Here is a 16,062-nt window from a genome sequence, read left to right as displayed (position 1 = left end):
CGCCGGATTCAGCTCGGGCCCAGCGCGCTTTCGACCGCCCGGACGAAGGAACGATCATCCGGCGCCGTCATGCTCGAATAGGAATCGACGACCTTGCCGTCGCGATCGATCAGGTACTTGTAGAAGTTCCATTTCGGCGTGGTTCCCGAAGCCCGCGCCAGTTCCTTGAACAGTGGATTCGCGTCGACGCCGCGCACGGAGGATTTCGCAAACATCGGAAATTTGACGCCGAAGGTACTTTCGCAGAATTCGGCGATTTCCTTGTTGGAGCCGGCCTCCTGCGCGAAATCATTCGAAGGAAATCCCAGCACCACCAGTCCGCGCGATCGGTATTTGCTGTCGAGCGCCTCCAGGCCCTTGTACTGCGGGGTGAATCCGCAAAAGCTCGCTGTATTGACCACCAGCACCACCTTGCCCGCGTACTGGCACAGCGCCTGCGGCTTTTCGTCCTGCAGCCTCGGGAAGGTGTGCTGCAGGATGGCCGGGCAACCCGGTGCGGCCGCCTGCGCGCGGGCGGTGGCCGGGAGCAGAAAGGCCCCCACGATCGCGATGGCCGGGAGAAATATCACTGTCAGTCGGATGGGGATTCGCATGGCGGTTTTTCCCTGTCAAAGGGGCGCGAAAACCGCGCCGTCAAGGCAAGCGTATACGCATCATGGCGCTCTTGTCACAGGTGCGCCAAACCAGCCGACTAAAATCCAGCGGCTCAAGAAAGACACCAATGCTGTACCCGGAACTCTTCAGACAACTCGAATCCGTCCGTTGGGACATGGACAAGGATATTCCGTGGCAGTCTTTCGACGCGACCCGGCTCTCCGATGAGCAGGCCAAAACCATCAAGATGAACGCGATCACGGAGTGGGCGGCCCTGCCGGCCACCGAGATGTTCCTGCGCGACAACCGCCATGACAGCGATTTTTCCGCTTTCATGTCGATCTGGTTCTTCGAGGAGCAGAAGCACTCGCTGGTGCTGATGGAATACCTCAAGCGCTTCAGCCCGGAACACGCACCGACCGAGCAGGAACTGCACGAGGTGCGCTTCGACTTCGATCCCGCGCCGCCGCTCGAAACGCTGATGCTGCACTTCTGCGGCGAGATTCGCCTCAACCACTGGTACCGCCGTGCGGCCGAGTGGCACACGGAGCCGGTCATCAAGCACATCTACACCACGCTGAGCCAGGACGAAGCCCGCCACGGCGGCGCCTACCTGCGCTACATGAAGCGGGCGATGGAAAAGTTCGGCGACGAGGCCCGCTCGGCCTTCACCAAGGTCGGTGTGCTGATGGCCAGCGCGCGCCGTACTGCGCAGGCGCTGCATCCGACCAACCTGCACGTCAACAAGGCGCTGTTCCCGAACGACACCATCCAGAGCCGCGTGCCCGATCCGGACTGGCTGGAGCACTGGCTGGACAAGCAGATCAAGTTCGACTCCGTCTGGGAAAACAAGGTCGGCGATCGCATCCTGCACAACCTGAGCCTCCTGATGAACAGGAGCTTCAAGACCGTGCAGGAACTGAACCGCTACCGCAAGGAGCTGGCGGCTTCCCTCGGTCCCAAGCCCGAATACCAAGGCGCTTGAAAGGGCTCGCCCCCAGGCTTCGCGCACTTCGTGTCGCTTCGCCTACCCCCTGACCGGGGGCAACACCGGCGGACCGGCGGAGCCGGTTCCGCGGTGTTTCTGGAATGGGGGGCGGCTGTGTTTAGCGGCGTTCGATGATGACGGGGGTCAGTTGGAGGCCGTTGCGGACTTGATCTGCTGTGTTGCGCGCCAGTTCGCGTGATGCGTAGGGGCCGGCTTGCAGGCGGTGCGTTCCGCGCTCGGTAAATACATTCAGGGACGGCGCCAGGGCGGGTAGGTCGCGTGCCACCTGCTGCTGGAATCGGGAGGCGCCATCGCGCTGGCTGAACGCGCCGAGTTGTACCCAGAATCCCGGCTGTGCGGCGGTGGCGAAGCCTTCGGCCGATGGCTGTGGTGAAGCGCTTGGTGGCGCCGCTGCCGGTGCCGCGAGCGGTGCCATGGGCGGGAGTGCGACGACTTCCATCGTCTCGATGCGCGGGGCCGCCGCGACCGGGGCGGTCCAGGCGGCGGGGACGGAGACGCTGTCCGCGGCGGACGCCAGTGGGATGGGGGTCGCGGATGCAGCGGGCGGCGCACGCTGTGCCAACTGCGTTGCCTCCACGTTGCCGCGTCGCCATGCGCCGGTGCGGATGTCCTCGTTGGTGATGCGCTCGATCTCGACCGGCGCGACGCCGCGCAACAGATCCAGCTTGAGCGCCGCGGTGTAGCTCAGGTCGATCACGCGATCGTCGTGGAAGGGTCCCCGGTCGTTGACCCGCACGATCACCTCGCGCCCGTTGGCCGGATTGCGCACGCGCACATAGCTCGGCAGCGGCAGCGTCTTGTGGGCGGCCGTCATCGCATACATGTCGTAGGGCTCGCCGCTCGCGGTGGACTGGCTGTGGAACTTGCGGCCGTACCAGGACGCGAGGCCGTTTTCGCGGAAAGGCCGGTCGTCGACGATCGGCACATAGGACTTGCCGAGCACGACGTAGGGCTTGCTCGTGCCGCCGCTGCTGCGGATTGACTCGACGCGCGGCTCGGCATCCGGCACCTGGCTGAGGCCTGACGGCGGATTGGCGTCGGCACCATCGCGCCCACCCTTCGGGCCGCTCGCGCAGCCAGCCAGGAAAAGAAGCGTCGCACCCGCGATGCACGCGAGGGCGCGTTGCGAAGACAGGCTCCGCTTAGCCAAACACCGCCTTCCACAAGGCCAGCATGGCCTCGCGCTCGGCCACGAGCGAGTCCATCGGCACCTGCGTGGGCTCTTCGTTGAGCCGCGCCCGGTGCTGGACGCGCCGCAGCTCGCGATAGGCCGACGCTGCGTTCTGGCCGATGCCTTCGGGCAGCAGGCCGGCGGCCTCGGCACGCACCAGCAGGGCGATGTTGCCGAGATTGGGTATCAGCTCCGGATGCGTCTTCGCCTCCGACAGCACCAGGAACTGCACGGCGAACTCCGCATCCACCATGCCGCCCGCACTGTGCTTGACGTCGAAGCGGTCGGGCTTCACCGGACGCGCGGCGCGCACCTTCTCGCGCATGGCGACGATCTCGGCCTTGAGCGCGTCGCGGTCGCGCGGCGCGGTGATCACCGCGTCGCGAATGCGGTCGAAGCGATCGCCCAGCGACGCCTCGCCCAGCACGAAGCGCGCGCGGGTCATGGCCTGGTGCTCCCAGGTCCATGCGGTGTTGCTGCCGCGGCCGAGCTGGTATTTCTCGTAGGCCTCGAAACTGGTCGTGAGCAGGCCCGAGTTGCCGTTGGGGCGCAGCGCGGTGTCGATCTCGAACAGGTCGCCTTCGCGCGTCTTCACCGTGAGCCAGTTGATCAGCTTGCGCACATAGGCCGCGTAGACCTCGCCGGCGCGCTCGTCGTCGTCGTCGTAGACAAACACGATGTCCAGGTCGCTGCCGTAGCCCAGTTCCTTTCCGCCGAGCTTTCCGTAGCCGATGATCGCGAACTGCGGCTGCTCCCGATGCGGGTTGCGCAGGTGCGGCCAGCACCAGCGCGCCGTGACGCGCAGCACCGAATCGGCCAGGGCGCTCAGGTCGTCGGCCACCTGCTCGACGGTGATGCGCCCATCCACGTCGCGTGCGAGCGTGCGGAACAGCTCGGCATGGTGCGCGTGTCGCAGCAGGTTGAGCAGGCGCTCCTCGTCGGCCTCACCGGTACGCGTGAGCGAGACGTGGCGGCGTTCAAGCTCGCCTTCGAACTCGGCCGCGACGAAGCGGCCGGACAGCATCTCGTCGCTCGCCAGCTCGTCGATCACGCCCGGGTGCTGCATGAGGTAGCGCGCCGGCCACTTGGCGGAGCCCAGCAGGCGCAGCAGGCGCTCCTGCACCGCCGGCCGCTCGACCAGCAAAGCGATGTAGCTGTCGCGGCGCAGCAGGGGCTCGATCCAGTCGGCCCAGCGCAGCGCGCCGTCGGTGTGGTGGCCGACCTTGCCCGGCGCTTCGCTGTCGGGTTCGCGCAGCCACTGGCCGGTGCGCTGCACCAACTGGCGCAGGCGCGCGCGCGTTTCGTCGCGCAGCGCCAGCACGCGCGGGTTGTCGCACCAGGCCTTGATGCGCCCGGCGAAGGGTTCCGGCAGTTCCTCGATCAGGTCGGCCAGGTCGATCACCGGCCCGGCCGAGGACTTGCCATTGCAGTTCGTGCAGGGCTTCTTGCCGCCGAGCAGTTTGTCGAACTCCTGCGCCACGAACTCGCGATGCGCGTCCAGTTGCGCCAGGAAGGCGCAGCAGTCCGCGTAGCCCATCGTCTGCGCGATCCAGCGCACGTCGTCGTCGTTGACCGGCAGCACATGGGTCTGCTGGTCGTCCAGGTACTGGATTCGGTGCTCCACGCGGCGCAGGAATTCATAGGCCGAGGCCAACGCGTCGGCCGTTTCCTGCGGCATGAGGTTGGCGCGTGCCAGCCGCTGCAATGCATCGAGCGTGGGACGGGTGCGAAGCTCGGGGAATTGTCCGCCGCGCACCACCTGCAGCAACTGCACGGTGAACTCGATCTCCCGGATGCCGCCGCGCGACAGCTTGACGTCGTTCGCGCGTTCGGGCCGGCCCGCGCTGCGGCGCGCCGCCTGCTCGCGGATCTGCCGATGCAAGGTGCGCAGCGAATCGAACACGTTGTAGTCGAGGTAGCGCCGGAAGACGAAGGGCAGCACCACGCCGCGCAGCGCCTGCGCCGAGCGGTCGGCCACCACGGAATAGGGCGCGACGACCCGGCTCTTGAGCCAGGCGAAACGCTCCCACTCCCGGCCCTGAACCTGGAAATACTCCTCCAGCGCATCGAGCGACACCACGCTCGGCCCGGAATTGCCATTGGGGCGAAGCGCCAGGTCCACGCGGAACACGAAGCCGTGCTCGGTGGTGTCGCCTACCAGCGCATAGATACGCTTGACTGCGCGCGCGAAGTATTCCTGGTTGGACAGCCGCGCGCGGCCGTCGGCATCGCCAGCGGTTTCGCCGTCGTGGTCGTACAGGTAGATCAGGTCGATGTCGCTCGAGACATTGAGCTCGCGCGCGCCGAGCTTGCCCATGCCCACGACCCAGAGTTGCGCGCGCTGGCCCTGCTCGCCCAGCGGTGCGCCATGCGCGGCATCGAGTTCGGCGCAGGCCTCGCGGCATGCGACGTCGAGCGCGAATTCGGCCAGCTCGGTCACGGCGGTGGTCACGACGGCCAGCGGCGCCTGGGCTTCGCAATCGAGCGTGATGAGCCGCTCCATCACCAGCTGCCTCACGGTGCGCAGCGCATCCGCCACATTGTCCCCGCGCAATCGAAGGGCATCGTAGGCTTCGGCGATGAGCGCCTTCACCGGTTCGCCGGGCGGCAGCAATGAAAGCTCGCCCGCATAGCGACGCCTGAGCCGCTGCACGAAGCGCGAGTACTCGGCGAGCGGAATTGGCGAGATGGATGCCGGTGGCGACCGATGCGCCTTGGCATCGGTGGAACCCGGGTGGGAGCTGGCGGTCATAATTCCTGCCACAGCGCGATCCTCAATGAACGACACGACGTCTTCCCCTTCACGTCTGCTCAAGATCACCGCTGTGACGGCGCGCTGGTTGTTGGGTTTGCTGCTCGGTGCATGGCTCCTGCTGGCGCTGTCAGTCGTTGTCCTACACATTTGGATTGTGCCGCGAATCGGCGACTACCGTGTCGCGCTGGAAGCGCAGGCCACTCGCGCCATCGGCGTACCGGTTCTCATCGGGTCGATCTCGGCCCGCTCGGGCAGCTTCTTTCCTACCGTCGAACTGCGGGACGTGGTGCTCCAGGACGCGCGCAAGCAGGAGGCGCTGCGGCTCGAACGCGTGGTCGCCAGCGTCTCCCCGCGATCGCTGTGGAACCTGAGCTTCGAGCAGCTCTATATAGAGCGTCCCCAGGTCGAGGTGCGGCGCGATGCGCTCGGCAAGCTGCACGTGGCCGGGCTCGACATGTCCACCGACACCACCGGCGGCGGCGACGGGGCCGACTGGTTCTTCGCCCAGCGCGAGGTGGTCGTCCAGGGCGGCACGGTGCGCTGGACCGATGACCTGCGCAAGACGACGCCGCTGCTGCTGACCGACGTGCAGTTCGTCGCCCGCAACGGCAGCCGGAGCCATTCGATGCGCCTCGACGCCACACCGCCTGCCGGGTGGGGCGAGCGCTTCACGCTGCGCGGCAAGTTCCGCCAACCGCTCCTGTCGGTGCGCAGCGGCAACTGGCGCACGTGGGACGGCCAGCTGTACGGCGACCTGCCGTACATCGACGTCACGCGGCTCGGCCGGTACATGGATCTCGATGCGCGGATACGCGAAGGCAGCGGCGGCATGCGCGTGTGGCTCGACGTCAACGACGGCAAGCTGACCGGCGCCGTGGCCGATCTGGCGCTGGCGAAGATCGACGCTTCCCTCGCCAAGGGCCTCGAACCCCTGGTCCTGCGCGGCGTCACCGGGCGTCTCGCCGGCAAGCTGACGGACCAGACGCTGGAGTTCTCCACCACCAACCTGCAGTTTGACACTGCCGACGGCATGCGCTGGCCGGGCGGCAACCTGTGGTTCCAGCACACGCCGGCCAAGGACCGCGTGCCCGAGCGCGGTGCGGTGCGCGCGGACCGGCTCGATCTCGCCGCGATCGCGCTGATCGCCGATCGCCTGCCGCTCGGCGATGCCACGCGCAAGCTCATCGAGTCCTACGAGCCGCACGGACTGGTCGAGCACATCGACGCCAGCTGGCAAGGCTCGGCCGGTGCGCCCGACAAATACCAGCTGCGTGGCCGCATGAGCAATTTCGGCATCGCCTCGCAGCGCGGCGAGCACGTCGATGCCCCTGCACCCGCGGCCGAAGCGCCCGCCGCGGGCCGGAGCGTTCCGCGCCCGGCCGCGCCGGCCAGCGGTGCGACGGCGGAACCGCCGCCCGTGCCCGTCGGAACGCCCGGCGTGCGAGGCGCGACCATCGACTTCGACGCGAACCAGGCGGGCGGCAGCGCATCCTTGTCGATCGCCAAGGGCGCGCTGGATCTGCCCGGCGTGTTCGAGGAGCCCGTGGTTCCGATCGACCAGCTCTCCACACAGTTGCAGTGGAAGCTCGACGGCGAGGCCGTGCAGGTTCAGGTTGCGAACCTGCGCTTCGCCAACGTCGACGCCGAGGGCGAGGCACAGGCCAGCTGGCGCACGAGCGACCCCGCCGTGTCGCGCAGTGCCGGGCGCTACCCGGGCGTGCTCGACCTGCAGGGCAAGCTCACGCGCGCCGACGGAACGCGCGTCCATCGCTATCTCCCGCTGCACATTCCCAAGCACACGCGCGACTACGTGCGCGATGCAGTCACCAAGGGCACCGCGAGCAGCGTCGACTTCAAGGTCAAGGGCGATCTGCACGACATGCCCTTCATGGACCCGAAGCACGGCGACTTCCGCATCGTCGCGCGTGTCGCCGACGTCACCTATGCCTACGTGCCACCCGCGCCGGGCGCCAAGGTGGTCTGGCCTGCGCTCAGCGGCCTGTCCGGCGAGCTGGTCTTCGAGCGCGCCGGCATGCTGGTGCGCAATGCGCGCGGCCGCATTTCCGGCGCGCCCGGCATCGAGGTGACGAAGGCCGAGGCGCAGATCGCCGACATGGCGCACCATGCGCCGCTGCTCAAGGTCGACGCCCAGGCCAAGGGACCACTCAACGAACTGCTGCACGCCGGCGCCCCCCTGACGGGCGAGGCCGAGTCGACTCTCGCGGGCATGCGCGCGACCGGCAATGCCGACTACAAGCTCCGGCTCGAACTGCCGCTCTCGGCCCTGGACAAATCGAAGGTGCAGGCCAGCGTCGTACTGTTGGACAACGAGGTCCAGCTCTCGCCGCAGGCGCCGACGCTGTCGCAGGCCAAGGGCACGCTGAGCTTCACCGAAAGCGGCTTCTCGCTGGCGGGCGTGCAGGCCCGCGCCCTCGGCGGCGCCATGCGCGTCGAAGGCAGCGGCCGCTTCGGCAGTGCTTCGCAGGACCTGAGCTTCCGCGTTCAGGGCACTGCCAGCGCCGACGGGCTGCGCGCAGTGCGCGAGGTCGACTGGCTCTCGCGCGTGGCGGCCAACGCGACCGGCAGCACGCCCTACGCGCTCAACTTCTCGGTGCGCGATGGCGCGACCGAATTCCTGGTCACCAGCACCCTGCAAGGGCTCGCGCTGCAACTGCCGCCGCCGCTGACCAAGGCCGCCGACGAATCGATGCCGCTGCGTGTCGAGAAGAAGATCGTGGCGCGCGAGGGTCGGCCCGGATCTGCGCCTTCAGTGCTCCACGACCAGATCTCGGTCGACCTCGGCCGCGTGGCGTCGGTGGTCTATGTGCGGGACATTTCCGGCGCGCAGCCCCGCGTGCTGCGCGGCGGCATCGGCATCGGCCTGGCGGCCGGGGAATCCGCGGCCCCGCCGGAACGCGGCGTTTTCGCGAACCTGCGCTTCACGCGGCTCGACGTGGGCGCGTGGCAGTCGATCTTCGGCGCGGCGACCGGCAAGGCGGCCGAGACGGCTGCCGCTGCGGACGGCGGAGACGAAGCGCTGTCCTACCTGCCCACCATCATCGCGCTGCGCGCACAGGAGCTCGTGTTCGGCGGCCGCACGCTGCACGACGTGGTGCTCGGCGGTACGCGCGAGGGCCAGCTCTGGCGCGCCAACGTCGACGCCACCGAACTCAGCGGCTACGCGGAATACCGTCACGCACAGGCCGGGCGCCTATACGCGCGGCTCGCGCGGCTCAAGATCGCGCGCAGCGAGGCCACGGCGGTCGAGTCGCTGCTCGACGAGCAGCCCAGCACCTTGCCCGCGCTCGACATCGCCGTCGAGGACTTCGAGCTGTTGGGCCATCGTCTCGGGCGTGCGGAGATCGATGCGGTCAACCGTGGCGGCGCCGGTCGCGAATGGCGGCTCAACCGCCTGGCCCTCATCAATCCGGACGCCACCTTCACCGCGCAGGGCTCCTGGGCCGCGCCGCCGGGCAGCGCCGCGGCGGCGGGACGCGACCAACGTCGCACCAGCATGGATTTCAAGCTCGAGATCGCCGACGCGGGCGCGCTGCTCACGCGCTTCGGCATGAAGGACGTCGTGCGGCGCGGACGCGGCCGGCTCGAAGGCGATGTGCAATGGACCGGATCGCCCTTCTCGCTGGACTATCCGAGCCTCGGCGGTCAAATGCAGATCAACGTCGAATCGGGGCAGTTCCTCAAGGCCGACCCCGGCATGGCCAAGCTGCTCGGCGTGCTCAGCCTTCAGGCGCTGCCGCGGCGGCTCACGCTGGATTTCCGCGACATCTTCAGCCAGGGCTTCGCCTTCGACTTCCTGCGTGGCGACGTCAAGATCGACCAGGGCGTGGCGTCCACCAACAACCTGCAGATGAAGGGCGTGAACGCCGCCGTGCTGATGGACGGCTCCGCCGACCTCGCGCGCGAGACGCAGAATATCCGCGTCGTCGTGGTGCCCGAGATCAGTGCCGGCACGGCCGCATTGGTCGCGACGGCGATCAACCCGGCCATCGGCATCGGCGCCTTCCTCGCCCAGATGGTGTTGAGCCGGCCGTTGGTCGCCGCCGCGACGCAGGAGTTCCAGATCGACGGCACCTGGACCGACCCCAAGATCACCAGGGTGCCGCGACGGCTCACCCCCGAGGCCCTGGGCACGCCGCCGGCCGTGCCCACCTTGCGCTAGAACAACCCACAGGACCCGGACAAGGAGTTTCGCCATGAAAGTCGCAGCGATCCAGATGGTGTCGGCCATCGCACGCGAGGCCAATCTGGCGCGCGCTCATGCGCTGCTGGGCGAAGCCGCGTCGCAAGGCGCCGAACTCGCCGTGCTCCCCGAGTACTTCTGCATGATGGGTGCGCGCGACACCGACAAGCTCGCATTGCGCGAGACCGCCGGCGCGGGTTCCGTGCAGAGCTTCCTGGCCGATGCCGCACGCGAGTTCGGGCTGTGGATCGTCGGCGGCACCTTGCCGCTCGAGACGGACGACGACAACCACGTCTTCAACAGCTCGCTGGTCTACGGGCCGGACGGCGCCCGCGTCGCGCGCTACGACAAGATCCACCTGTTCTACTTCGACAACGGCCGCGAGCGCTACGACGAGCGCCGGGTCATCGCGCCGGGCTCGCAGCCCGTGTGCTTCGACCTGCCCTCGCGCGACGGCCACCGCTGGCGCGTGGGCATGAGCGTGTGCTATGACCTTCGCTTCCCCGAGCTCTATCGCGCGCTGGCGCGGCAGGGTGCCGACCTGATGCTCGTGCCCAGCGCCTTCACGCGCACCACCGGCGCCGCGCACTGGGAAGTGCTGCTGCGCGCGCGTGCCATCGAGAACCTCGCCTGGGTCGTCGCACCCGCGCAAGGCGGCACGCACGAGAACGGCCGCCACACCTGGGGCCAGTCGATGGTGGTCGATCCCTGGGGCACGGTGGTGGCGCAGCAGGCCGTCGACGAAGCCGTCGTGCTGTTCGACATCGATGCGCAGCAGGTCGAGCGTGCGCGGACGCAACTGCCGGTGCTGTCGCACTGCGTGCTCTGAACCCGGTGTCCTCGCCTCCGTTGCCCGTCGCCCGCGTTCTGCGTCCCGCGTTCGCGCGGCTGCGCTTCCTGCGCTCCGTGTGGCGGCGCTGGTTCCTGTGGGTGCTGCTGGCCGTGCTCGTGCTGGTGCTGCTCGTCACCGTGGTGTGGCTGGCCGGACGGCATGAGGTCGAGCAGACCCAGAATGTGCTCGACCGCGACACGGCCGACGCCGTGTCCGACCTGCGCGTCGGCCTGCAGCGCAATGCGCAGACGCTGCGCGCATCGCTGGGCTACGGCGTGGACCGCGAGCAGTGGGAAGCCCGTGCCGCCGACCTCCTGCGCGAACACCGCGAATGGCTGCGCCTCGAATGGCGAGACGCGGGACTGCAACTGCGCGGCTCGGTCGATACGCCCTACCGCAGGCATGCCTTCGAAGAGGCCCGCAGAGGCGCCGACCAGCCCGACGTCCAGCTCGCCTGTGCCGCCGCGCGCAAGCTGGGCGCGCCGGCGTATTCGCCGAGCCACTACCTCCCTTTCTCCCAGGGCACCGGCTTCGAAGTGATGGAGTTGTGCCTGCCGGTGGAAGGCGGGGGCTACCTCGTGGCCTCCTATTCGTTGCGCGACACGCTGATCGAACTCGTGGCGCCCACGCTCAGCCGTGGGCAGGAAGTCGCGTTCACCGAAGCCGACGGCACGCGGCTCGTCGCCATCGGCGCGCCGCGCCGCGTGGGCACGCGCGTGTTCACGGCCCAGCAGATCATCGACCTGCCCGGCGCCACCATGATGCTGCGCGTCGACGGCTGGCGCGCGGTGCCCGATCTCTTCCCGAACATGCTGACCGCGCTGGTCACGGCGATCTCGATCGCGCTGGTGTCGGTGCTGGTGCTGCTCGCGCGCGACACGCGAAGGCGCCTGCGCGCCGAGCGCGACCTGGCCGATGCCCTCGCGTTTCGCAAGGCCATGGAAGACTCCGTCATCACGGGGCTGCGTGCGCGGGACCTGCAGGGCCACATCACCTATGTGAATCCCGCGTTCTGCGAGATGGTGGGCTTCGGCGCCGACGAACTCATGAGCAGTGATGGCGAAGCACCCTACTGGCCGACCGAACTCGCGCACGAATACCAGCGCCGGCAGGCGGTGCGCATGGCCGGAGCGGTGCCGCCGCGCGAAGGCTTCGAATCGGTCTTCATGCGCAAGGACGGCACCCGTTTTCCGGTGCTGATCTTCGAGGCGCCGCTGATCAACGCGCATGGCTCGCAGACCGGATGGATGAGCGCCTTCATCGACATCAGCGAGCAGCGCCGCATCGAGGAACTCTCGCGCGCCAGCCAGGAGCGCCTGCAGGCCAGCGCGCGCTTGGCGACCGTCGGCGAAATGGCATCGCTGCTCAGCCACGAACTCACTCAGCCGCTGGCGGCGATCGCCAGCTATGCGAGCGGTTCGCTCAACCTGCTGGGCGCCGATCGCTCGCAGCAGCGCAGCCGCGACCACGACGAGGTCGCGATGGCGGTGCGCCGCATCGCGGAGCAGGCCGACCGCGCCGGCCAGGTGATCCGCAGCGTGCACGACTTCGTGCGCCGGCGCGATCGCACGCGAGAAGCCGTGGCGCCGCATGCGCTGGTCGATGCCGTGCTGCCCCTGGTGCGCTTGCAGGCGCGCAAGCTCGGCGTCCGTGTCGAACTGGCGCTCGAAGACCGGCTGCCTGCGGTGTTCTGCGACCGCACGCTGGTCGAGCAGGTGCTGCTCAACCTCGCGCGCAACGGCATGCAGGCGATGGACATGCCCGAACTGACGGATCGTGTGCTGCGCCTGAAGGTCGTGCGTGCGGGCGGCGTCGGGCGGGACGGCGAAGGCGCAGCCGCAGTCGATGCGCGCCGCTGGCTCGAGTTCTCCGTCGCGGATGTCGGTTGCGGCATCAGCGCAGAGGTGGCCGAGCGGCTCTTCACGCCCTTCTTCACCACGCGGCCCGATGGCATGGGCCTGGGGCTGAGCCTGTGCCGCACGGTCGTCGAGCAGCACGGCGGCGTGCTGATGTTCGAGGCCCAGCGCCCGCGCGGCACCATTTTCCGGTTCACGCTACCGGTAACATGACACACCCCCAGGCTTGCCCACTTCGTGTGGCCGCCCGCCCCCTTGCAGGGGGCAATACCGGCGGTCCGGCGGAGCCGGTCCCGCGGTATTTCCCGAACGGAGGCGGCCTTGCGGCGCCTCATGGGGACTGATGCCATGCAACCATTGATTGACGCGCTGATTTTTATTGTTGACGACGACGCCAGCGTTCGCGAGGCGCTGGCCTGGCTGCTGCGGTCGCGGCGGCTGGTGAGCGAGAACTTTGCGAGCGCCGAGGCCTTCGAGGCCCGCCTCGCGGACGAGCCGCTGCGGGATCAGCCGCACTGCCTCCTGCTGGACGTGCGCATGCCGGGGACGAGCGGCCTGGTGCTGTTCGACCGGCTTCAGGAGCGGGGGCTGCTGGAGACGATGCCCGTCATCTTCCTGACCGGGCATGCCGACGTGCCGACGGCCGTGGATGCGGTGAAGCGCGGCGCCTTCGACTTCTGCGAGAAGCCGTTTTCCGACAACGCACTGGTGGACCGCATCGAGCATGCGCTTGGCGCATCGTTGCGCGCCATCGAGGCGCAGCGCACGCGGCAACTGCTCAAGCACCGCATCGACGAGCTGACGGAGCGCGAGCGCGACGTGATGCGCTGCGTGGTCGAAGGGTTGCCCAACAAGCTGATCGCCGAGCAACTCGCGATCAGCGTGCGCACGGTGGAAGTTCACCGTGCGCGCGTGTTCGAGAAGATGGAAGTGAAGTCGGCCGTCGAACTGGCCAACCTCTTGCGGGGCGTGTGAGCCCCAACTCGAACCTATCGGCCCCGGCGCGAGGCTAGGCTAGGGCTAGCCACGCGGAGTGTGCAAAGACTCATCCGGGGCGAATCGCGTTCAGGCCGGCGAGCGCTCGCCGACGAAGATCTCGACGCGCCGGTTCTGCGCACGCCCCGCATCCGTGTTGTTGTCCGCAACCGGTTCCCGCGACCCACGCCCTTCAATACGGAACGCAGTCGGCGACACGCCACGCGCCACCAGATAGTCACGCGTTGCCGCAGCACGCTCCACCGACAGCGGGTTGTTGATCGCATCGGTGCCAGTGCTGTCCGTGTGGCCAATGATGCGCACGTCGGCATTCGGGTTGTTGCGCAGGCCGCTCGCGAACTGGTCGAGGATCGGCGAGAAGTTCGGCTTGATCGCGGCGCGGCCCACGTCGAAGCTGACGTCGCTCGGGATCGCGAGCTTCAGTTCGTTGTTCGGGGTCTGGGTCACGGCGACGCCGGTGCCCTTGGTGGCGGCTTCCATCTGGCGCTTCTGGTTCTCCATGCGCTGGGACCACAGGTAGCCGCCCGCCGCACCAGCCAATGCACCGATCGCCGCACCCGTGCCGGCCTTGCCGCCAGCCACGCCGCCGATCGCCGCGCCAGCCAGTGCGCCGCCGCCAGCGCCGATGGCCGTGTTGCGTTGCGTGTCGGTCATGCCGCCCGCGCAGCCCGAAAGCACGATCGCTGCGGCACACGTGGCGAGTACGAATTTTTTCATGTCAGTCCCTTTCGACTATGCAAAACAAAGAGCGCCGATTATCCCGAGCGCTCAAGGCGAATTGCCTCGATCCGAGGTTTCCGCGTGTAACGTTCGATTTTGGCAGTACGCTGGAAAAGCGTGCGAAATCTCACGCTCGTGCTATCGAATGAATAGCAGGCAGGCCGTCGACCGACACCGCGAAGCGGCATCGAACTACGCCAATTCAATCGCGCCGCGACGGCTCTTTGGATGCCGCCGCGTCGTCATCGGCATCGGCCTCGTCATGCAGCTCGCCGCGCTTGCGGCCGGAGAACATGGTCCACCAGATGATCAGGATGAACACGATTCCCGCGCCAAGTGCTTCAAGCAAAATCAGACCCATGAACAAAGGACTCCAGTGGCTGGTTGGGCTCGCGATCGTAGCAACGCTCGCCGCCTGCTCCACCGGCACACGGCAGCCCGACCTGCCAGCCACCACGCCGACGACACCGGGCACCAGCCCTTCACGCGAGCTGGGGCCGCTCACCGGTTCGCTCGCGCATCCGAAGAGCCGTTGGGTGCCGGTCGCATGGTCCGAGCTGCCGGGCTTCAACGACGACGCCTTGCACGAAGGCTGGGTCGCGATGCTGTCGAACTGCACGCGCCCCAACGCCGCCTTCGCACCCCTGTGCCGCGAAGTGCGCCAGCTCTCGCTCGCGGAGACGGCAGAGCAGCGTGATTGGATGATGCAGCGCCTGCAGCCGTACCGGGTCGAGTCGCCCTCGGGGCCGACCGACGGCAAGCTCACCAGCTACTACGAGCCGGTGTTCGACGCCACGCGCCGGCCGACCGCGACGAACACCGTGCCGCTGTACCAGGCGCCCATGGGCCTCGTGCCCAAGCGCCCCTGGTTCACGCGCCAGGAGATCGATACGCTGCCGCAAGCCCAGGCCGCATTGCGCGGACGCGAGATCGCGTGGCTCGCCGACCCCATCGACGTGCTCATGCTGCACATCCAGGGCTCGGGGCGCCTGCGCATCACCGAAGCCGACGGCTCGCAGCGCATGGTGCGCGTGGCCTTCGCCGCCACCAACGAGCAGCCCTACCGCAGCGTGCAGCAATGGCTGATGAGCCAGGGCGCGACCAAGGTCAGCCTATGGCCCGACGACACCAAGCAGTGGGTGGCGCAGAACCCGCAGCGGCTTCAGCCCCTGCTGTGGAGCAATCCGCGCTATGTGTTCTTTCGGGAGGAGCCGCTGAGCGAGGTCGATGCGTCCTCCGGGCCGGTCGGTGCGCAGGGCGTGCCGCTTACCGCGGGCCGTTCGATCGCGGTGGACCGCGACAGCATTCCCTACGGCACGCCGGTCTGGCTGGCCTCGCCCGGGCCCACCGTGTCGCTGGCGAAGCTGGTGGTCGCACAGGACACCGGCAGCGCCATCGTCGGCGCAGTGCGGGCCGACTACTTTGCGGGCACCGGCGCGGAGGCCGGGCGCTTTGCGGCACGAATGAACCAGCCGCTGCGGCTGTGGGCGCTCTGGCCCAAATAGACCCCACGCCTGGATGCCGCCATGAACCTGAGCACCTTCTCGATCATCTTTGCCGGCGTGATGCTGAACTCCGTCGCGCAACTGCTTCTCAAGGCCGGGGCCAGGACGCTGGGCTCGATCTCCATGGCAAGCGTGACTTCGCTGTTCTCGGCGGTGTTGGCCGCGGCCATTCAACCGTGGATCCTGCTCGGGCTGGTCTGCTATGGCATCAGCGTCGGGCTGTGGGTCGTCGCGCTGACCCGTGTGGATGTGAGCGTCGCCTATCCCATGCTGTCGATGGGCTATGTCGTCGCGGCGCTGCTCGCGTGGCAGTTCTTCGGTGAGGCATTGACTCCGGGCCGCGTGCTGGGAATCGCCATCATCCTGGTTGGCGTCGTGGTGCTGAGCCGAAGCTGAGCGGCCTCGCGGTCGCATCAGCTCCTG

At 68.2% G+C, this 16,062-nt stretch carries 12 protein-coding genes; 7 read left to right on the top strand and 5 right to left on the bottom strand.

The features are described from left to right. Window positions 1-8 precede the first annotated feature (8 nt). A complete protein-coding gene (locus QTH90_RS12085) occupies window positions 9-593 on the bottom strand; it encodes a glutathione peroxidase (protein WP_286664792.1) in 585 nt (194 codons plus the stop codon). A gap of 128 nt (window positions 594-721) precedes the next feature. Between QTH90_RS12085 and QTH90_RS12080 the strand changes: the two genes are divergently transcribed. Next, window positions 722-1,579: a ferritin family protein gene (locus tag QTH90_RS12080; RefSeq protein WP_286664791.1), complete on the top strand. Its 858-nt coding sequence runs from the start codon at window positions 722-724 to the stop codon at window positions 1,577-1,579. 121 nt (window positions 1,580-1,700) lie between these two features. Here the strand turns inward: QTH90_RS12080 and QTH90_RS12075 are convergent, their stop codons facing one another. Both QTH90_RS12075 and glnE read right to left on the bottom strand, forming a co-directional pair. Next, window positions 1,701-2,753, bottom strand: a complete 1,053-nt coding sequence (locus QTH90_RS12075; RefSeq protein ID WP_286664790.1) for a septal ring lytic transglycosylase RlpA family protein — start codon at window positions 2,751-2,753, stop codon at window positions 1,701-1,703. Next, on the bottom strand, window positions 2,746-5,526 hold the full coding sequence (gene glnE, locus QTH90_RS12070; RefSeq protein ID WP_286664789.1) for a bifunctional [glutamate--ammonia ligase]-adenylyl-L-tyrosine phosphorylase/[glutamate--ammonia-ligase] adenylyltransferase: 2,781 nt from the start codon (window positions 5,524-5,526) through the stop codon (window positions 2,746-2,748). Before glnE ends, QTH90_RS12075 begins: the two co-directional genes overlap by 8 nt. A gap of 25 nt (window positions 5,527-5,551) precedes the next feature. On the opposite strand from glnE, the gene QTH90_RS12065 reads away from it, so the two are divergent. The 4 genes from QTH90_RS12065 to QTH90_RS12050 all read left to right on the top strand — a co-directional run bounded on the left by QTH90_RS12065 (window position 5,552) and on the right by QTH90_RS12050 (window position 13,393). Continuing rightward, window positions 5,552-9,709 (top strand): YhdP family protein, encoded by a 4,158-nt coding sequence (locus tag QTH90_RS12065; RefSeq protein ID WP_286664788.1) that lies wholly within the window; start codon window positions 5,552-5,554, stop codon window positions 9,707-9,709. Window positions 9,710-9,743: 34 nt separating this feature from the next. Then, window positions 9,744-10,559: a carbon-nitrogen hydrolase family protein gene (locus QTH90_RS12060; RefSeq protein WP_286664787.1), complete on the top strand. Its 816-nt coding sequence runs from the start codon at window positions 9,744-9,746 to the stop codon at window positions 10,557-10,559. A gap of 20 nt (window positions 10,560-10,579) precedes the next feature. Further along, window positions 10,580-12,631: a two-component system sensor histidine kinase NtrB gene (locus QTH90_RS12055; RefSeq protein ID WP_286664786.1), complete on the top strand. Its 2,052-nt coding sequence runs from the start codon at window positions 10,580-10,582 to the stop codon at window positions 12,629-12,631. A gap of 135 nt (window positions 12,632-12,766) precedes the next feature. Further along, the gene (locus QTH90_RS12050; RefSeq protein ID WP_286664785.1) at window positions 12,767-13,393 is read left to right on the top strand and encodes a response regulator transcription factor; all 627 of its coding nucleotides are present in this window, start codon (window positions 12,767-12,769) and stop codon (window positions 13,391-13,393) included. 90 nt (window positions 13,394-13,483) lie between these two features. On the opposite strand, the gene QTH90_RS12045 is transcribed toward QTH90_RS12050, so the two are convergent. Then, window positions 13,484-14,131, bottom strand: a complete 648-nt coding sequence (locus QTH90_RS12045) for a YiaD family glycine zipper/OmpA-like lipoprotein (RefSeq protein WP_286664784.1) — start codon at window positions 14,129-14,131, stop codon at window positions 13,484-13,486. Window positions 14,132-14,336: 205 nt separating this feature from the next. Further along, entirely contained in the window at window positions 14,337-14,495 is a 159-nt protein-coding gene (locus tag QTH90_RS12040; RefSeq protein ID WP_286664783.1) for a hypothetical protein, read from the bottom strand. On the opposite strand from QTH90_RS12040, the gene mltA reads away from it, so the two are divergent. Both mltA and QTH90_RS12030 read left to right on the top strand, forming a co-directional pair. Further along, window positions 14,494-15,639 (top strand): murein transglycosylase A, encoded by a 1,146-nt coding sequence (gene mltA / locus QTH90_RS12035; RefSeq protein WP_286664782.1) that lies wholly within the window; start codon window positions 14,494-14,496, stop codon window positions 15,637-15,639. The genes QTH90_RS12040 and mltA overlap by 2 nt on opposite strands. A gap of 21 nt (window positions 15,640-15,660) precedes the next feature. Beyond that, window positions 15,661-16,035, top strand: coding sequence for an SMR family transporter (locus QTH90_RS12030; protein WP_286664781.1), 375 nt, complete (start codon window positions 15,661-15,663; stop codon window positions 16,033-16,035). Window positions 16,036-16,062: the final 27 nt, after the last annotated feature.

It is taken from the genome of Variovorax flavidus (genome assembly GCF_030317145.1).
In the GTDB taxonomy this organism is placed as follows: domain Bacteria; phylum Pseudomonadota; class Gammaproteobacteria; order Burkholderiales; family Burkholderiaceae_C; genus Variovorax; species Variovorax flavidus.
Note: the sequence above shows the minus strand (reverse complement) of the source record. Positions and strands in the feature narration are given on the sequence as shown.